15 protein-coding genes are annotated in these 17,837 nt (G+C 66.1%); 13 read left to right on the top strand and 2 right to left on the bottom strand.

The window, feature by feature from the left end:
• The first annotated feature begins 11 nt into the window (after positions 1–11).
• The 6 genes from PCK14_RS02955 (at position 12) to PCK14_RS02930 (ending at position 6,690) form a co-directional block, all read left to right on the top strand.
• Positions 12–686 (top strand): ATP-dependent Clp protease proteolytic subunit, encoded by a 675-nt coding sequence (locus tag PCK14_RS02955; RefSeq protein WP_209682047.1) that lies wholly within the window; start codon positions 12–14, stop codon positions 684–686.
• Between the two features lie 187 nt (positions 687–873).
• Positions 874–2,160, top strand: coding sequence for an ATP-dependent Clp protease ATP-binding subunit ClpX (gene clpX, locus PCK14_RS02950; RefSeq protein ID WP_269936948.1), 1,287 nt, complete (start codon positions 874–876; stop codon positions 2,158–2,160).
• 110 nt (positions 2,161–2,270) lie between these two features.
• On the top strand, positions 2,271–2,897 hold the full coding sequence (locus tag PCK14_RS02945) for a mycothiol-dependent nitroreductase Rv2466c family protein (protein WP_269936947.1): 627 nt from the start codon (positions 2,271–2,273) through the stop codon (positions 2,895–2,897).
• Positions 2,898–3,329: 432 nt separating this feature from the next.
• On the top strand, positions 3,330–4,475 hold the full coding sequence (locus PCK14_RS02940) for a glycosyltransferase family 4 protein (protein WP_269936946.1): 1,146 nt from the start codon (positions 3,330–3,332) through the stop codon (positions 4,473–4,475).
• Positions 4,472–5,845: a UDP-glucose dehydrogenase family protein gene (locus PCK14_RS02935; RefSeq protein WP_269936945.1), complete on the top strand. Its 1,374-nt coding sequence runs from the start codon at positions 4,472–4,474 to the stop codon at positions 5,843–5,845. The genes PCK14_RS02940 and PCK14_RS02935 overlap by 4 nt, the downstream gene beginning before the upstream one ends.
• A 50-nt stretch (positions 5,846–5,895) precedes the next feature.
• Entirely contained in the window at positions 5,896–6,690 is a 795-nt protein-coding gene (locus PCK14_RS02930; RefSeq protein ID WP_269936990.1) for an SGNH/GDSL hydrolase family protein, read from the top strand.
• A 55-nt stretch (positions 6,691–6,745) separates the two neighbouring features.
• On the opposite strand, the gene valS is transcribed toward PCK14_RS02930, so the two are convergent.
• Positions 6,746–9,364 (bottom strand): valine--tRNA ligase, encoded by a 2,619-nt coding sequence (gene valS / locus PCK14_RS02925; RefSeq protein ID WP_269936944.1) that lies wholly within the window; start codon positions 9,362–9,364, stop codon positions 6,746–6,748.
• 56 nt (positions 9,365–9,420) lie between these two features.
• On the opposite strand from valS, the gene PCK14_RS02920 reads away from it, so the two are divergent.
• From PCK14_RS02920 to ndk, 7 genes are all read left to right on the top strand, one after another.
• Positions 9,421–9,900, top strand: coding sequence for a MepB family protein (locus PCK14_RS02920; protein ID WP_269936943.1), 480 nt, complete (start codon positions 9,421–9,423; stop codon positions 9,898–9,900).
• Between the two features lie 196 nt (positions 9,901–10,096).
• Entirely contained in the window at positions 10,097–10,441 is a 345-nt protein-coding gene (locus tag PCK14_RS02915) for a DUF488 domain-containing protein (RefSeq protein WP_269936942.1), read from the top strand.
• A 16-nt stretch (positions 10,442–10,457) separates the two neighbouring features.
• Positions 10,458–11,225 (top strand): SDR family oxidoreductase, encoded by a 768-nt coding sequence (locus PCK14_RS02910; RefSeq protein ID WP_269936941.1) that lies wholly within the window; start codon positions 10,458–10,460, stop codon positions 11,223–11,225.
• 272 nt (positions 11,226–11,497) lie between these two features.
• On the top strand, positions 11,498–14,776 hold the full coding sequence (gene ileS, locus PCK14_RS02905; RefSeq protein WP_269936940.1) for an isoleucine--tRNA ligase: 3,279 nt from the start codon (positions 11,498–11,500) through the stop codon (positions 14,774–14,776).
• Positions 14,776–16,158 (top strand): bifunctional folylpolyglutamate synthase/dihydrofolate synthase, encoded by a 1,383-nt coding sequence (locus tag PCK14_RS02900; RefSeq protein ID WP_269936939.1) that lies wholly within the window; start codon positions 14,776–14,778, stop codon positions 16,156–16,158. Before ileS ends, PCK14_RS02900 begins: the two co-directional genes overlap by 1 nt.
• A 3-nt stretch (positions 16,159–16,161) precedes the next feature.
• On the top strand, positions 16,162–16,611 hold the full coding sequence (locus PCK14_RS02895) for a DUF4233 domain-containing protein (protein ID WP_269936938.1): 450 nt from the start codon (positions 16,162–16,164) through the stop codon (positions 16,609–16,611).
• 43 nt (positions 16,612–16,654) lie between these two features.
• Complete coding sequence (gene ndk, locus PCK14_RS02890) at positions 16,655–17,071, top strand: nucleoside-diphosphate kinase (protein WP_269936937.1); 417 nt, start codon at positions 16,655–16,657, stop codon at positions 17,069–17,071.
• Between the two features lie 71 nt (positions 17,072–17,142).
• On the opposite strand, the gene PCK14_RS02885 is transcribed toward ndk, so the two are convergent.
• Positions 17,143–17,778, bottom strand: coding sequence for a vitamin K epoxide reductase family protein (locus tag PCK14_RS02885; RefSeq protein WP_269936936.1), 636 nt, complete (start codon positions 17,776–17,778; stop codon positions 17,143–17,145).
• Positions 17,779–17,837: the final 59 nt, after the last annotated feature.

The raw sequence follows: 17,837 nt of genomic DNA, 5'->3' as shown, positions 1-17,837 counted from the left end.
AGCAACAAATCATGACCTACAACTTTGGCAGCACAGCATTTGGCCACACTGCCGGCAACCTGCCCACCAGCCGCTACGTCCTTCCCCAGTTCGAGGAGCGGACCCCCTACGGCTTCAAGCGCCAGGACCCGTACACCAAGCTGTTCGAGGACCGCATCATCTTCCTGGGCGTCCAGGTTGACGACGCCTCGGCCGACGACGTTATGGCCCAGCTGCTCGTGCTGGAAGCCGACGACACCGACCGCGACATCACCTTGTACATCAACTCTCCCGGCGGATCGTTCACGGCCATGACGGCCATCTACGACACCATGCAGTTCATCCGCCCCGAGATCCAGACCGTCTGCCTGGGCCAGGCAGCATCCGCCGCCGCCGTGCTGCTGGCCGCCGGTGCCCCCGGCAAGCGCCTTGCCCTGCCGAACGCCCGCGTGCTGATCCACCAGCCCGCACTGTCCGGCGGCCAGGGCGGCCAGGCCTCCGACCTGGAAATCCAGGCCAACGAGGTCATGCGCATGCGTGAATGGCTCGAAAACACGCTCGCCGACCACTCCGGCCGCACGCCGGAGCAGGTCAGCAACGACATTGAGCGTGACAACATCCTCACCGCAGCACAGGCCAAGGAGTACGGCCTGATCGATGAGGTGCTGGCACCGCGCAAGATCAAGCCGGCGGCCATCACCCGCTAAGACGCTCCACCAGATGCCGGAACAGGGGGAAGAATTCCCCTGTTCCGGCGTTTGCAGTCCACCCAATGTCCGCACCGTGGCTTAGAGTGGAATGTAATTCGTAGGACGTTCCGGGCACCGGCCCGGGATTGAACAAGTTGCAGGGGTAGCGCCGCCGCCGGCGGGTTATTCGCGGAAGGACACATCAATGGCCAGGATGGGCGAAAGCACCGATCTGCTGAAGTGCTCCTTCTGCGGCAAGAGCCAGAAACAGGTCCGCAAGCTCATTGCCGGCCCTGGGGTCTACATCTGCGACGAATGCATTGAACTGTGCAATGAGATCATCGACGAGGAACTGGCCGAGGTGGCCGACCTCGACGCCTTTGAACTGCCCAAGCCGCGGGAGATCTTCGACTTCCTGCAGGAATATGTGATCGGCCAGGAGCCCGCCAAGCGCTCCCTCGCCGTCGCCGTGTACAACCACTACAAGCGCATCCAGTCCGGCCACGCCGTCAAGAGCAACACCATCTCCGGCGGCGTCCACGACGAGGTGGAGATCGCCAAGTCCAACATCCTGCTGGTTGGCCCCACCGGCTGCGGCAAGACCTACCTGGCCCAGACCCTGGCCCGCCGCCTGAACGTGCCGTTCGCCGTCGCCGACGCCACTGCCCTGACCGAAGCCGGCTACGTGGGCGAGGATGTCGAAAACATCCTCCTGAAGCTCATCCAGGCCGCCGACTTCGACATCAAGAAGGCCGAGCAGGGCATCATCTACATTGACGAGATCGACAAGATCTCGCGCAAGTCCGAGAACCCCTCCATCACCCGTGACGTCTCCGGCGAGGGCGTGCAGCAGGCGCTGCTGAAGATTCTCGAAGGCACGGTGGCCTCGGTGCCGCCGCAGGGCGGGCGCAAGCACCCCCACCAGGAATTCATCCAGATTGACACCACCAACGTGCTGTTCATCGTGGCCGGCGCCTTCGCAGGGCTCGAGGAAATCATCGGCTCCCGCGCCGGCAAGAAGGGCATCGGCTTCGGGGCGCCGCTCAGTGCACTCAAGCAGTCCGAGGCCAGCTACGCCGACGTCATGCCCGAGGACCTGCTCAAGTTCGGCCTGATCCCCGAGTTCATCGGCCGCCTGCCGGTCATCACCACAGTGACCCAGCTGGACCGCACCGCCCTGATCCAGATCCTGACCGAGCCCAAGAACGCCCTGGTCAAGCAGTACCAGAAGATGTTCACGCTCGACGGCGTCGACCTCGAGTTTGATGAGGAAGCCCTCACGGCCATTGCCGATCTGGCCTTGGCCCGGGGGACCGGAGCCCGCGGACTGCGCGCCATCCTTGAAGAGGTGCTGCAGCCGGTCATGTTTGACCTGCCCAGCCGCGAGGACATTGCCACTGTGGTCATCACCGCCGACGTGGTGGGCCGCACCGCAGAGCCCACTCTCATCCCGCACGAGGTCGTGGCCAAGCGCCGCAACAAGTCCGCCTGAGCCACGCCGCGGCCTGGCCGTGGAATAGCCGGCGGCCGCTGCCCGTTGCAGCTAGGGGAGGGCAGCGCCCTCCACGCTTCTGAAAGCCAAACCCACCAAGGAGATCCAACGTGCCTGAGAATGTTGTAGCCGAAGCCGAGAAGGCCGACTTTTGGTTCGACCCCGCCTGCCCCTTCGCCTGGGCAACGTCCCGCTGGATCGGCGAGGTGGAGGAAGTCCGCAACATCAAGGTTGACTGGCACGTCATGAGTCTCTCGGTCCTGAACGAAAACAACAGCGAGCTTCCGGCCGAATACCGCGAACGCATGGACAATGCCTGGGGTCCCGTGCGGGTCATCATCGCCGCCGCACAGGAGCACGGCAAAGAGTTCATCAAGCCGCTGTACGACGCCATGGGCACCCACATCCACAACAACGCCAACACGAACATGGACGACGTCATCGCCAAGTCGCTGGCCGAGGTTGGCCTGCCGGCAGAACTGGCTTCAGCCGCCACCACTGACGCCTACGACGTGGCCCTGCGCGCCAGCCATGCAGAAGGCATCAGCCAGGTGGGCCAGGACGTGGGAACACCCATCGTGGCCTTCAACGGCACCGCATTCTTTGGCCCCGTCATCACCCGCATCCCGCGCGGCGAGGAAGCCGGGAAGATGTGGGACGCCACTGTCACCCTGGCCGGTTTCCCGTACTTCTTCGAGATCAAGCGCAGCCGCTCCGAATACCCGCAGTTCAACTAGTTTTCTTAGCCTCCGGGCGGCACGGGCCGGCACGGATTTTCCTGCACAGGAATTTCCCGGCCGGCCCTTGTCATGTCCCCAGTGCAGGTGCATACTTGTTCTTACCCAATCCGCCAAGGAAAGGGCCAGCAGGAACCAGAGATTCAGCGACTGAACCGCATTGATAGTCGGGACACCGCCACGGCGGCGCTCCCACGAGTAAGGTTCATTGGCACCGGTGACGCGGTGAAAAGTCCTGAAAGCCAACGGATCCAGCCGGGCCGCCAACGTCACAGGACGGCATGAAAGTCGAAGCCCCACCGACGGCAATATGGCCGATGGGGCTTCCCCTTTGCCCAAAACCTGGCGGGCAACACATCGGTTCACCCAAACTTCACCCCGGCGTTCCGCCCGGCCCACGTGCAGGCCACCTGGGCGGCCCATGGTTGAAGCGTGAAGGTCGCAATCGTTGCTGAATCGTTCCTGCCCGAGATGAATGGGGTCACCCATTCACTGCTGAAAATCCTGCAGCACCTTGACGCCCGCGGGGACCAGGTCCTGGTCATTGCGCCGTCCACCCTTGACCGGGTGCCGGACACCGTGGAGGGGGCCACAGTCCGGAGGCTTCCCGCCGTCCCGCTGGCCGGATACCCAAACATCCGCATTGCCATTGGCGGGGTGGCCAGGGTGAAGGCCATCCTGGCCGATTTCAACCCGGACATCGTCCACCTGGCATCACCCTTCGTCCTGGGCTGGCGCGCCGTCCGGGCGGCGGCGGCACTGGGCATCCCCACGGTGGCCGTCTACCAGACCGACGTCCCCGGCTACGCGGCCAAATACGGCATGGCCCTGCTGGAAAACTGGGCCTGGCTGCGGGTGGAACGCATCCACCTCGCCGCCACCCGGACCCTGGCCCCCTCCACGGACTCGGTGAACAAGCTGCGCGGCCACGGCATTCCGCGCGTCGAGCTGTGGCGCCGCGGCGTGGACACCGAGCGCTTCAACCCGGGCAGGCGCAGCGAGACCTTTCGCGCCATGGTGGCTCCGGACGGACAAAAGATCGTTGGCTACGTGGGGCGGCTCGCCCTGGAAAAGCAGGTGGCCGACCTCGCCGTGCTGTCCCGGATCCCCAACACGAAACTGGTCATCATTGGGGACGGCCCCCAGCGCCAGGCACTCGAGGCAGCCATGCCGCAAGCACACTTCACGGGGTTTCTGGGCGGTGCGGAACTGGCCACGGCCATGGCCTCCCTGGACCTTTTTGTGCATCCCGGCGAACTGGAAACGTTCTGCCAAACCATCCAGGAGGCCATGGCATCAGGGGTGCCCGTGGTTGCCACCGGCCGCGGCGGCCCCCTGGACCTCGTGGACTCCTCCCGAACCGGCTGGCTCTATCCTCCGGGCGACCTCAATGCCCTGCGCGACCATGCCGCAGACCTCCTGGGCGACGACGCCAAACGCGCAGCTTTTGCCCGGGCCGCCGTCGCGCAGGTGCAGGGCCGCAGCTGGGACGTGGTCTGCGCCCAGCTGGTGCAGCTGTACACCCAAACCACCCAAGAGCACCAGCGGCAACCGGCCGCACTGAAAGGAACCCCATGAAGATCTCGGTCATTGGTGCAGGCTACCTCGGCACGGTGCACGCAGCCACGCTGGCCCACCTGGGGCACCACGTCGTCGGGCTCGACACGGACACCAGCCGGATTGCGCTGCTCGCCGACGGGCACGCGCCGTTCCACGAACCCGGCCTGGCGGAGCTGTTGCGGGCAGGGCACGACGCCGGACGCCTCACCTTCACGGCCGACCCGGCGGACTTGGCGGACGCCGACGTCCACTTCCTCTGTGTTGGCACGCCCCAGTCCAAGACCGCCAACAACACCGACCTGGGCTTTCTGCTGGCCGCCGTCGAATCGCTGCTGCCCCAGCTTCGACCGGGGGCCCTGGTGGTGGGCAAGTCAACCGTGCCCGTGGGGACGGCTGCCCTGGTGGCGGACATGGTGGCAGCCACGGGTGCCGAGGTCGCCTGGAACCCGGAGTTCCTGCGCCAGGGCACGGCCGTGCAGGATTCCCTGGCGCCCGACAGGCTGGTGTACGGCGTGGCCGGCGGCCTGGGAGGAAGCCGGGCCTGCACAGTGCTCGACGCCGTCTACGCAACGCTGCCGGCGGGAACACCCAAGGTGGTGACCAACTTCGCCACGGCAGAGCTCATCAAGGTCTCCGCCAACGCGTTCCTGGCCCTGAAGCTCTCCTACATCAACGCCGTGTCCGAGTTCTGCGAGCAGGCCGGGGCCGACGTCGTCCAGCTCACCCAGGCGCTGGGCCACGACGAGCGCATCGGCGGGAAGTACCTGGCTGCGGGCGCTGGCTTTGGCGGCGGCTGCCTGCCCAAGGACCTGCGCTCCTTCCGGGCCCAGGCGCAGCAGCACGGCATCGAGTCCCTCGAGGAGCTGCTGTCCCTGGTGGACGGCATCAATGCCGACGCCCGGTACCGGGCCGTGGAACACGCCATCCGGCTGTGCGGAGGCCAGGTGTCTGGCAAGCGCATCACGATCCTGGGGGCTGCGTTCAAGCCACACACGGACGACATCCGTGATTCCCCGGCATTGGACGTGGCCGGCCAGCTGGCGGCGCAGGGTGCCCGGGTCACGGTCAGCGACCCCGAGGCAGCCGGGGCGTGGCTGCAGCACCCGCAGCTGGAGTTTGAAGCCGAGCCCAACGCTGCCCTCGCCGGCGCCGAACTGGTGGTCCTGCTGACGCCCTGGCCCCAGTTCACGTCCCTGGATCCGGTCCTGGCTGGGCAGCTGGTGTCGCGCCGGGTGGTGCTGGACGGACGCAATGCCCTGGACCAGTCCGCTTGGCGGGCAGCCGGCTGGAACTACCACGGCATGGGCCGGGGCGGCACGGGCAATGGAGGCAAGGGCGTGCGCCCCACGCCCGCCAGCATTCTCCCGGCGCCGGCAAGGGCCCTTTGACGGCCCAGCCCGGTGGAGTGTCCGGGAAGGGGCCCGGGCGCTTCGTGGCGCTGGGGGATTCCTTCACCGAGGGTGTAGGGGATTCCAGCAAGCACCTGCCCAACGGCGTGCGGGGCTGGGCTGACCGGGTGGCCGAGGGGCTGGCCCGGGACCAGCCGGGCTGGGAGTACGCCAACCTTGCCATCCGCAGCAAGCGGCTGCGGCACATCATTGCCGAACAGCTGGAACCGGCCCTGGCCATGCAGCCCACGCTCATCACCGTCTACGCGGGCGGGAACGACGTCATGGACCTGGGCACCCGGATTCCTCACATCCTGGCCAACTATGAGTACCTGGTGGAGCAGCTGTCCAGGACCGGGGCCACACTGATGCTCTTCACCGGATATGACGTGGAGGTCTCGCCCGTCCTGGGGCCGCTGCGGCGCAAGCACCGGGCCTACAACGACGGCGTCCGGGACATCGCAGCCAGGTACGGTGCCGTCGTGGTGGACTACGCCAACTTCGAGGCATACGCGGATCCGCGCATGTGGGGCCCGGACAGGCTCCACATGTCCAAGGCCGGGCACAAGCACCTGGCCGCCCGGCTGCTGGAGACCCTCGGGGTCCCGCACGGCATTGCCGTCAAGCACAAGGAGCACGACCCTGCGGCTGGCGCGCGGGAGTGGATGCGCCGGCAGCACGAGTGGCTCACGGACTGGGTCCTACCCATGTTTGGGCGCAAGCTGCGGGGAACGACGCTTGGCGACACCCTCAGCCCGCGCTGGCCCGAACCGGTGCGCGTGCCGCCGAAAAAGGGCTTAAAGAAACTGGCCCGGGTTTCGATGGGCTCAACCACCGGTGGTTGATCCCCAGTCGAAACCCGGGCCAGTCGGAACCCGGGCCAGCTGGAACTGACAGGTGCTAGGCCTGCGGCTCCTCGGCCGGCGCCAGCACGACGTCGGTCACGGCCAGTTCGCCTTCGCCCACGGCAACCGTGAGTTCAAGGGCGTTCGCGGCGGCCTTGAGGTCGCCCAGGCCGGCCGTCAGCTGTGCTGCCTGCACTTCGCCGGCGGTCACGGTGGCGGAGAGCACCTGGGTGCGCTGCTTGACCTTGGCCTCGGACTTGGCCTTGCGGATGCCGGAGAGGGCGTCCCCGACGGTCGAGAGCAAGGTGGTGTCGCCGTCGTCCACGCCAACCGCGGCAGGCCACGGGGCGCGGTGGACGGAACCGGCACGCCACCAGCTCCACACTTCCTCCGTGGCGAACGGCAGGAAGGGTGCGAACAGGCGCAGCAGGGAGTCCAGCGTGGTGGCCAGGGCAGCCAGCACTGAGGCCTGGCCTTCCTCGCCGGCGGCACCGTAGGCGCGGTCCTTGACCAGCTCCACGTAGTCGTCGGTGAAGTGCCAGAAGAAGCTCTCGGTGAGCTGCAGGGCGCGGGCGTAGTCGTACTTCTCAAACGCTGCGGTGGAGGCGGCAACAACCTCGGAGAGCTGTGCCAGCAGGCCGCGGTCCAGTGCGTTGGTCAGCACGGCGGTGTCGGCGGTGAGCACATCGGCTTCCGTGGCGCCGAGGTTCAGCACGAACTTGGAGGCGTTGAGCAGCTTGATGGCCAGGCGGCGGCCAATCTTCATCTGCGCAATCTCATAGGCCGTGTCGGCGCCCAGCTTGGCTGATGCTGCCCAGTAGCGGACGGCGTCGGCGCCAAAGTCGTTGAGCACATCGGTGGGGACCACCACGTTGCCCTTGGACTTGGACATCTTCTTGCGGTCCGGGTCCAGGATCCAGCCGGAGATGGCGGCGTGCTTCCACGGTGCGCTGCCCTGCAGGGCGTCGGCGCGCACGGCGGAGGAGAACAGCCAGGTGCGGATGATGTCGTGGCCCTGGGGGCGCAGGTCGAAGGGGTAGACCTTGCCAAACAGGTCCTCGTCCTGGCCCCAGCCGCCCACAATCTGCGGGGTCAGGGAGGAGGTGGCCCAGGTGTCCAGCACGTCGGCGTCGCCAATGAATCCGCCGGCAACGTTGCGCTGCTCCTCGGTGTAGCCGGGGGCGGCGTCGGCTGCGGGGTCAACCGGCAGCATGTCAGCGGTGGGCAGGATCGGGTGGTCGTAGTCCGGGTTCGCGTCGGCATCCAGCGGGTACCAGACGGGAACCGGCACGCCGAAGAAGCGTTGGCGGGAAACGAGCCAGTCGCCGTTCAGGCCGGAGATCCAGTTGTCGTAGCGCGAGCGCATGAACGCGGGGTGGAACTCAATTTCCTTGCCGCGGTTGATGAGGCGTTCGCGGCGGTCCTCGTCGCGGCCGCCGTTGCGGATGTACCACTGGCGGGAGGAGACGATTTCCAGGGGCTTGTCGCCCTTTTCGAAGAAATTCACGGGGTGCGTGATCTTCTTGATTTCGCCGTCCAGCAGCTCGGCTGCCGTCAGCATTTCCACAACGCCTTCCTTGGCGCTGAAGACGGTCTTGCCGGCGATGGCTGCGTAGTTGGCGCGGCCTTCCTCGGTGGTGATCCACTCGGGGGTGTCGGCCAGGATGCGGCCGTCGCGGCCCACAATGGCGCGGGTGGGCAGCTGCAGTTCGCGCCACCAGGTGACGTCGGTCAGGTCGCCGAAGGTGCAGACCATGGCGATGCCGGAGCCCTTGTCGGCCTTGGCCAGGGCGTGGGCGCGGACCTCAACCTCAACGCCGAACAGTGGCGAGGTGACCTTTTTGCCGAACAGCGGCTTGTAGCGCTCGTCGTCCGGGTTGGCCACGAGGGCGGCGCAGGCGGCCAGGAGTTCCGGGCGCGTGGTCTCAATGTAGATCTTGGTGCCGTCTTCGGCGAAGAACGGGTAGCGGTAGTACGCACCCGGCATTTCGCGGTCTTCCAGCTCGGCCTGGGCAACGGCGGTGCGGAAGGTGACATCCCACAGGGTGGGGGCCTCGGACATGTAGGCATCGCCTGCGGCGAGGTTGTCCAGGAAGCCGCGCTGCGACACTGCACGTGAGTGGTCGTCGATGGTGCGGTAGGTCAGGTCCCAGTCCACGGACAGGCCCAGCGTCTGGAAGAGGTGCTCGAAGACCTTCTCGTCCTCGACGGCCAGCTCTTCGCACAGCTCGATGAAGTTCTTGCGCGAGATGACGTCGAAGTCGCGCTGGTTCTTGGCCGGGGTTGCCGGGGGGCGGTAGTCGGCGTCGTAGGCGATCTTCGGGTCGCAGCGGACACCGTAGTAGTTCTGGACGCGGCGCTCGGTGGGCAGGCCGTTGTCGTCCCAGCCCATGGGGTAGAACACGTTCTTGCCGGTCATGCGCTGGAAGCGGGCCAGCACGTCGGTCTGGGTGTAGGAGAACATGTGTCCCACGTGCAACGATCCGGACGCCGTGGGCGGGGGAGTGTCGATGGAGTACACCTGCTCCCGGGTGGTCTCACGGTCGAACTTGTAGGTGCCTTCTTCGAGCCAGCGCTTGGTCAGGGACTCTTCGAGACCCTCCAGTGCGGGCTTGTCGGGAACGTTGCTTGAGGTGGGTGCGGGCGTGTCTGTGCCCGGAATGTTTTCAGCCATGCTCGCAATTCTTTCATGAGTTGCCACCCAACCCGGTTTCAGGGGTAAATGGGGGTGTGAAAATTCCCCCGGAGGCACTTGAACTGTGGCGTTCGGCCGGCGTGGCGTGTGCCGATGCGGCCGCCGAGCCCGAGAGTGCCGAGTACGCGGCCCACACCCTGACGCTGGGCGGCCGCCCCGTCGTGTTCCGCGCCGCCAAGACCACTCCCACCAAGGCCGGGCAGTTTGTCACGCTGTGGCAGCGGTCCCATGAGGGCCCCATCCGCCCTTTCGACACGCACGACGGCGTTGCCCTGTTCGTGGTCCAGGCCGTCACGGGCGCGGGTCTGGGACAGTTTGTGTTCCCGCTGGACGAGCTGGCGCGCCGCGGCGTGGTTTCGGCCTCCGGGGTGGGCGGCAAGCGGGCCATGCGCGTCTACCCGCCGGACGTTGCCACCACCAGCGCCCAGGCCCGGCGCACCCAGGAATGGCAGTGCAGGTTCTTCCTGCCGCTGGATGCGCCGTCCGGGCGGATTCGGGAGTTGTTCACCGCCTGACACGCGGGCGCCGGCTCGATGCCCCGAACTTATGCGCAGAGACCAGTGAGTGTGCGTGCGCATAGGCAACCATGCGCACGCCGGCCGCGCGTGACTGCGCATAATTCCGGAATCCCGAAATTGTGCGCAACCCGGTCCCGTGCGAACGCGCACAAATGCCATTCCAGGACACCACGGCCCGCGCTAGGCTGGCGGCATGGGCACAGTGCGGATCCTGCGGGTCTATGAAGAGCCAGAACCGGGGGAGTACCGGGTCCTGGTGGACAGGCTGTGGCCGCGCGGCATCAGCAAGGGCCAAATTGACTTGTGGCTCAAGGAAGTGGGCCCCAGTGCTGAGGTTCGCAACGCCTTTGGTCACAAGCCGGAGAACTTTGAGGTGTTTGTCCTCCACTACACGGCCGAACTGGAGCGCAATCCTGCCGTGGCACAACTGAGGGACATCATTGAGGAACATGCCCACGTTGTCCTGCTTTTCGGCGCCAAGAACCCGCTGCAAAACCAGGCCGCGGTGTTGCTGGACTTCCTGAACAGCACCCCGTAGCCGCTACATTTAATGCATGCCTGAAAATCCTTCAAAGAATGCAGTAGTCACCGGCGCCAGCTCCGGAATCGGCGAGGCCACGGTCCGCCAGCTCCGCGCCGACGGCTGGAACGTCATCGCCTTTGCCCGGCGCGCCGACCGCCTGGCGCAACTGGCCGCCCAGACCGGCGCCGCCGCCTTCGCCGGTGACGTCACCAACGACGACGACGTGGCCCGCCTGCTTGAATTCGCCGCCGAGACGTTCGCCGGCTCCGGCGGCATCGACACTCTCATCAACATCGCCGGCGGCGCCCGCGGCGCCGACCACGTGGCCAACGCCAAGGACGAGGACTGGGACTGGATGTTCCAGGTCAACGTCATGGGCACCCTCAAGCTCACCCGTGCCTTCCTGCCCGCCCTGCGCAGCCACGGCCGCGGCACCGTCCTGAACCTGACCTCCACCGCAGCCATCACTGCCTACGAGGGTGGTTCCGGCTACAACGCCGCCAAGTTCGCCCAGCATGCGCTCACCGGGGCCCTGCGCCTGGAAGAGGCCGAGCACAACATCCGTGTCATCGAGGTGGCGCCGGGCCTGGTGCAGACCGAGGAATTTGCCCTCAACCGATTGGGCGGCGACAAGGAAGCCGCGCAGAAGGTCTACCAGGGCGTGGAGGAGCCGCTCACGGCGGAGGACGTGGCAGGGGTGGTGGGCTACGCCGTCGGGCTTCCCCACCACATCAACCTGGACCAGGTCACCGTGCGGCCCGTGGCGCAGGCCGCCGCCCACAAGTTGATCCGCCGCTGATCCACACACCGGCCCGCGCGCGCAAAAGTTGTGCACGCGGGCCGGCAACATCCCGTAGAATAAGGGACAAAGCTTTGACCCGGCCATCACCGGTGAGCTTCCGGAAGAACGCACCCGCATCAAAGGTGCCAGTAGAACCGGACGGGTAAGCCCGTCACAGCAGTCAACAAGCGGCCGCGCAAAGGGTGAAACCGGAGCACGGCAAGCGAGGTGGTACCGCGGCGCAAGCCGTCCTTGCATCCTGAACTGTTCGCCACCAACAGGATGATGTGATGACCCACTTCCCGAAGGCCTCTGCCGCCGCCGGCCTCCACGCCGAATCCAAGCACGTTCCCTCCTCCGTGAATTTCCCGCAGGTTGAGGAACTCGTCCTGAAGTACTGGGATGAAGACGGCACCTTCCAGGCCAGCATTGACGCCCGCGACGCCGGCGAAGACGGCTCCAACGAGTTCGTCTTCTATGACGGCCCTCCCTTCGCCAACGGCCTGCCCCACTACGGGCACCTGCTCACCGGCTACGCCAAGGACCTCGTGGCCCGCTACCAGACCCAGCGCGGCCGCCGCGTTGAGCGCCGCTTCGGCTGGGACACGCACGGCCTGCCCGCCGAGCTGGAAGCCATGAAGCAGCTGGGCATGACCGACAAGGCGCAGATCGAGGCCATGGGCATCGACAAGTTCAACGACGCCTGCCGCTCCTCCGTCATGAAGTACGCCGGCGAATGGCAGGAGTACGTCACCCGCCAGGCCCGCTGGGTGGACTTCGACAACGACTACAAGACTCTCAACGTCGAGTACATGGAATCCGTGCTCTGGGCCTTCAAGCAGCTCCACACCAAGGGGCTGACCTACAACGGCTACCGCGTGCTGCCCTACTGCTGGAAGGATGAGACGCCCCTCTCCAACCACGAGCTGCGCATGGACGACGACGTCTACAAGGACCGCCAGGACCAGACAGTCACCGTCACCTTCCCCATCCTTGCCGGCGAATCAGCGCTGTCCCAGGAACTGGCCGGCGTTGCCGCCATGGCCTGGACCACCACGCCCTGGACCCTGCCCACCAACCAGGCTCTCGCCGTGGGGCCGAAGGTGAGCTACGCCGTCGTTCCCGTTGGCCCCAACGGGGTCTCCCTGGGCGCCACGGCTGAAAAGTTCCTGCTCGCCGCCGACCTCGTGGGCGCCCACGCCAAGGACCTCGGGTACGACGACGCTGCTGCCGCGGTTGCCGCCGTCACCGCCACGTACGCAGGTGCCGAGCTCGAGGGCCTGAAGTACCAGCCCCTCTGGGACTACTTTGCCGACGACGAAAAGTACGGCACCGCCAAGTCCTGGCAGTTCCTGGTGGCCGACTACGTCACCACCACCGACGGCACCGGCGTTGTCCACCAGGCCCCCGCCTACGGTGAAGAGGACCAGAAGGTCTGCGAGGCGTACGGCATCCCCGTGGTCCTCTCCGTGGATGAGGGCGCCAACTTCCTGCCCCTGTTCGCCGGGGGCCCGCTGGCAGAGATCGCCGGCGTGCAGGTCTTCGACGCGAACAAGACCATCACCCGCGTGGTCAAGGACGCTGGCCGCCTGGTCCGCCAGGCCAGCTACGTGCACAGCTACCCGCACTGCTGGCGCTGCCGCACGCCCCTGATCTACCGCGCCATCTCCTCCTGGTACGTGGAAGTGACCCAGTTCAAGGACCGCATGGTTGAACTGAACCAGGACATCAACTGGATCCCCGGCAACGTCAAGGACGGCCAGTTCGGCAAGTGGCTGGAAAACGCCCGCGACTGGTCCATCTCCCGCAACCGCTACTGGGGCTCACCCATCCCGGTGTGGCAGTCCGACGACCCCGAATACCCGCGCACCGACGTGTACGGCTCCATCGCCGAGATGCAGGCCGACTTTGGCCGACTGCCGCTGAACAACGAGGGCGAAGTGGATCTCCACCGCCCGTTCATCGACGAGCTCACGCGCCCCAACCCGGACGACCCCACAGGCAAGTCCACCATGCGCCGCGTGGAAGACGTGCTGGATGTCTGGTTCGATTCCGGCTCCATGCCGTACGGCCAGGTCCACTACCCCTTCGAGAACGAGGACTGGTTCAACACCCACAACCCGGCCGACTTCATCGTCGAGTACATCGGGCAGACCCGCGGCTGGTTCTACATGCTGCACATCCTCTCCACCGCGCTCTTTGACCGCCCGGCCTTCCGCAACGTCATCAGCCACGGCATCGTGTTGGGCTCGGACGGGCAGAAGATGTCCAAGTCGCTGCGCAACTACCCGGACGTCTCCGAGGTCCTGGACCGCGACGGCTCCGACGCCATGCGCTGGTTCCTGATGTCCAGCCCCATCCTGCGCGGCGGCAACCTGGTTGTCACCGAACAGGGCATCCGCGACGGCGTCCGCCAGGTCATCCTGCCCCTGTGGAACGTGTACAGCTTCTTCACCCTGTACGCCAACACGGCCAACGGCGGTGCGGGCTACGACGCCAAGCTGCGCTTTGACGGCTACACCGACCCCATGGACCAGTACCTGCTGGCCAACACGGGTGACCTTGTCCGCGAAATGACCGCCAAGCTGGACGACTATGACGTTGCGGGCGCGTGCGAATCCCTGCGCGTCTACTTCGACATGCTCACCAACTGGTACGTCCGCCGCAGCCGCGGCCGCTTCTTCGACGAGAACCAGGACGCCTTCGACGCGCTCTACACGGCGCTGGAAACCGTGTGCCGCGTGGCTGCCGCGCTGCTGCCACTGGTCACCGAGGAAATCTGGCGCGGCCTTACCGGCGGCCGTTCGGTGCACCTGACCGACTGGCCCAACGCCGACCTGTTTGTCTCCAACGCCGCCCTGGTGGAGCAGATGGACCGGATCCAGCAGATCTGCTCCACCGGTTCCAGCCTGCGCAAGGCCGCCAAGCTGCGCGTTCGCCTGCCCCTGCAGGAACTCACAGTGGTTGCCCCCGACGCAGCAGCCCTGGACGGTGCCGAGGGCATCGTGGCCGACGAGCTGAACATCCGCGCCATCCGCTTCGTGGATGCCGCCGAGGCGTCCCCGGAGGAGTTCGGCATCTCCCAGAAGCTCGTGGTCAACGCCCGCGCCGCAGGACCGCGCCTGGGCAAGAACGTCCAGCTCGCCATCAAGGGCTCCAAGTCCGGCGACTGGTCAGTCACCGACGGTGTGGTCACCGCGGGCGGCCTGGAGCTGGAACCGTCCGAATACACGCTGGAGACAGTGGTAGAGGACGCACACGACGGCGGGTCCACTGCGGTGGCCATGCTGCCGGGCGGGGGCTTCGTGGTGCTCAACACCGAGCTGACCCCCGAGCTTGAGGCCGAAGGAACGGCACGTGACATGGTCCGCGCCATCCAGCAGGCCCGCAAGGACACCGGGCTGAACGTCAGCGACAGGATCCGCACCATCATCAGCGCCCCGCAGGATGTCGTCGACGCCCTGCACGCCAACGCAGAGCTGGTCAAGACCGAGACCCTGACCTTGAAGCTAGAACTCATCCCCGGTGACGTAGAAACCACCATCACAGTTGAACGGACCGTGTCTTGATGACTGAAAACCACGACGCATTCTCAGTGGAGAGCGTCTACGCCGAGCTGCTGGGCCGCGCCCCCGAGAACAAGATGGAGCCGCGCCTGGCACCCCTGTTCCGGGCCATGGAGATCCTGGGCGAGCCCAACAAGGCCTTCCCGATCATCCACATCACGGGCACCAACGGCAAGACCTCCACCTCACGCATGATCGAAGCCGGCCTGCTGGCCCACGACCTGCGCACAGGCCGCTACACAAGCCCGCACCTGTCAAAGGTCACCGAACGCATCAGCGTTGACGGCGCACCCGTCAGCGATGAGACGTTTGTGCGCATCTGGGATGAAATCCGCCCCTACCTGCAGATGGTCGACGCCGAGCTGACGGACAAGGGCGAAAACCGCCTGACGTACTTCGAGTGCCTCACCATCCTGGCCTTTGCCATTTTCGCCGACGAGCCCGTTGACGTGGCCGTCATGGAAGTGGGCCTGGGCGGCATCACCGATGCAACCAACGTGGGAGACGGCCAGGTTGCCGTCATCACCCCCATCTCCCTGGACCACACGGAGCTGCTGGGCGACACCACGGGCCTGATCGCCGGGGAAAAGTCCGGCATCATCAAGGAAGGCGCCTTCGTGGTCAGCGCCGCTCAGCCCACCGACGCCGCCCAGGTCATCCTGGAGAAGGCACGGGACATGCACGCCGACTTCCGCTTCGAGGGTGTCGAGTTTGGCGTGGAGAACCGGACCGTGGCCGTCGGCGGGCAGATCCTGGACCTGCAGGGCCTGGCCGGGCGCTACCCCGGCATCATGCTGCCCCTTCACGGGGAGCACCAGGCGCAGAACGCCGCCGTGGCCCTGGCCGCGCTTGAGGCGTTCCTGGGCGGGGGAGAGCGGGAACTGAACCTGGAACTGGTCCAGGCCGGCTTTGCCGCAGCCACCTCACCGGGCCGCCTGGAGGTCATGCGCACCTCACCCACCATCGTGGTGGATGCAGCCCACAACCCGGCCGGCATCGCCGCCAGCGCAGCAGCCCTGCAGGAATCCTTCGCCTTCAGCAAGCTCGTGGTGGTCCTGGGTGTCCTGGCCGAGAAGGACGCCGAGGAAATCCTGAACACCATCAAGGAGGCCTACGGCGATGAGGCATCCGAGATTGCCCTGACCCAGTCCAACTCCCCGCGGGCCATCCCGGCAGCGGAACTCGCGGAGCTTGCCGTCGACCTCGGCTGGGCCGAGGAGGACGTCCACATTGCCGAAAAGCTCGACGACGCCATTGAATGGGCCGTGGAACGGGCCGAATCCAACAACGACCTCGCCGGCGGCGTCCTCATCACCGGCTCCATCACGCTGGTGGCCGAGGCGCGCATCCTGCTGGGCCGCCCCGGTGAACGGGAAGGTGCCTGACACATGGCAAAGCTGACAAAAGCACAGCGCGAATGGAAGCCCAACACCCCCAAGAAGCTGCGCTCCACCAAGCTCATGTTTGCCTCGGTGGTGCTGGTGCTGGAAGCTTTCGTGGCGATCTTCCTGGGCCTGGGCCTGTTTGGCCTCAAGGACAAGAACCCGGCCTACCTGATCGCCGCCGCCGTGCTGGCCTTCCTGCTCATCATGGCGTGCGCGTTCCTGCGCAAGCCGTGGGGGGTGGCTGTGGGCTGGGTCCTGCAGCTGCTGCTCATTGCCGGCGGCTTCTGGGAACCGTCCATGTTCGTTGTGGGCGTGCTGTTCGCAGCGGCCTGGTGGTACGCCCTGTTCGGCGGAGCCAAGATCGACCGCGAAAATGCGGTCCGCGCCAAGGCACAGGCCGAGTGGGATGCCGCCCACCCCGAAGAAGCCGCACCCGGCGCCGGGGCCCAGTAAACTAAAGTCGATTGTCCTTTTTAACAACGTAATTGGAGTTACCGTGAGCATTGAGCGCACCCTTGTCCTTGTGAAGCCCGACGGCGTGGCCCGCAACCTTTCCGGCGCCATCCTGGCCCGCGTCGAGGCTAAGGGCTACACACTGTCCGAGCTGAAGAAGGTCAGCGCCACCCGCGAGCAGCTCGAGGCGCACTACGCCGAGCACGTCGGCAAGCCCTTCTACGAGCCGCTCGTTGAGTTCATGCTCTCCGGCCCCGTCGTGGCAGCCATCTTTGAAGGCAACCGCGTCATCGAGGGCTTCCGCGCACTGGCCGGCACCACCGACCCCACCACGGCAGCCCCCGGCACCATCCGCGGCGACTTCGGCCGCGACTGGGGCCTGAAGGTCCAGCAGAACCTGGTCCACGGCTCCGACTCGGTGGAATCCGCAGAGCGCGAGATCGGGATCTGGTTCGCCTAGGCGAACCGAGTGACGCACAAAAGAAGGGCACCTCGCCGCCGGGAGGTGCCCTTCTTTTGTTGGCTGCCCAACTAGGCGCTGGTGCCAATGATCAGGTACATGAACTTGAAGAAGATTGAGGCCAAGGTGGCCAGGTACAGCAGGCCCACGACGATCCAGGCCCAGTCGTTCAGGAACTTCTTCAGCGCCGGAGGCGCGGCAATGACGCCATGGTTGATGTTGCGCACCGTGGTCCACACGAAAATGGGGATCATCATGGCCCACACCACCATGCAGTACGGGCACAGGATGGCGAGCGTGTAGACGGCCGTGAACCAGAACCAGCCCACGAGTCCCATGCCGGCGGTGATGCCCACCTGAAAGGCAATCCAGAACCAGCGTGCCAGGCGTGCCCCCGCCAGCAGGACCATGCCGAGCGTGACCACCACGGCGAACGCAACCACACCGATCAGCGGGTTGGGGAAGCCCAGAATGGCGGCCTCCGGGGTCTTCATGACCTCCCCGCAGGAAATCCAGGAGTTGAAGTCGCAGCTCAGGTTGGAATCGGGGTTGGTGTAAAGGTGAAGGCGCTCCAGCACCAGCGTGAAGGACGCAAGCCAGGCTATGCCGCCGGCAATGACCAGGAACCAGCCAAACGGCCTGGCCCTCGCCAGGGCCGGCATGCCGGCTTCCGCTGGATCGCTCGTGGGGACTTTGGTGCTGGGCATGGCATCCTTTTCATCGAGACCGGTGATTGTGTCCTGATTGTAGCGTGCGATTCAGGGCG

The organism is Arthrobacter sp. HY1533 (assembly GCF_027568515.1).
Classification (GTDB): Bacteria; Actinomycetota; Actinomycetes; order Actinomycetales; family Micrococcaceae; genus Specibacter.
The sequence above is the reverse complement of the archived record's forward strand: the minus strand, read 5'-3'. Positions and strand labels throughout refer to the sequence as shown.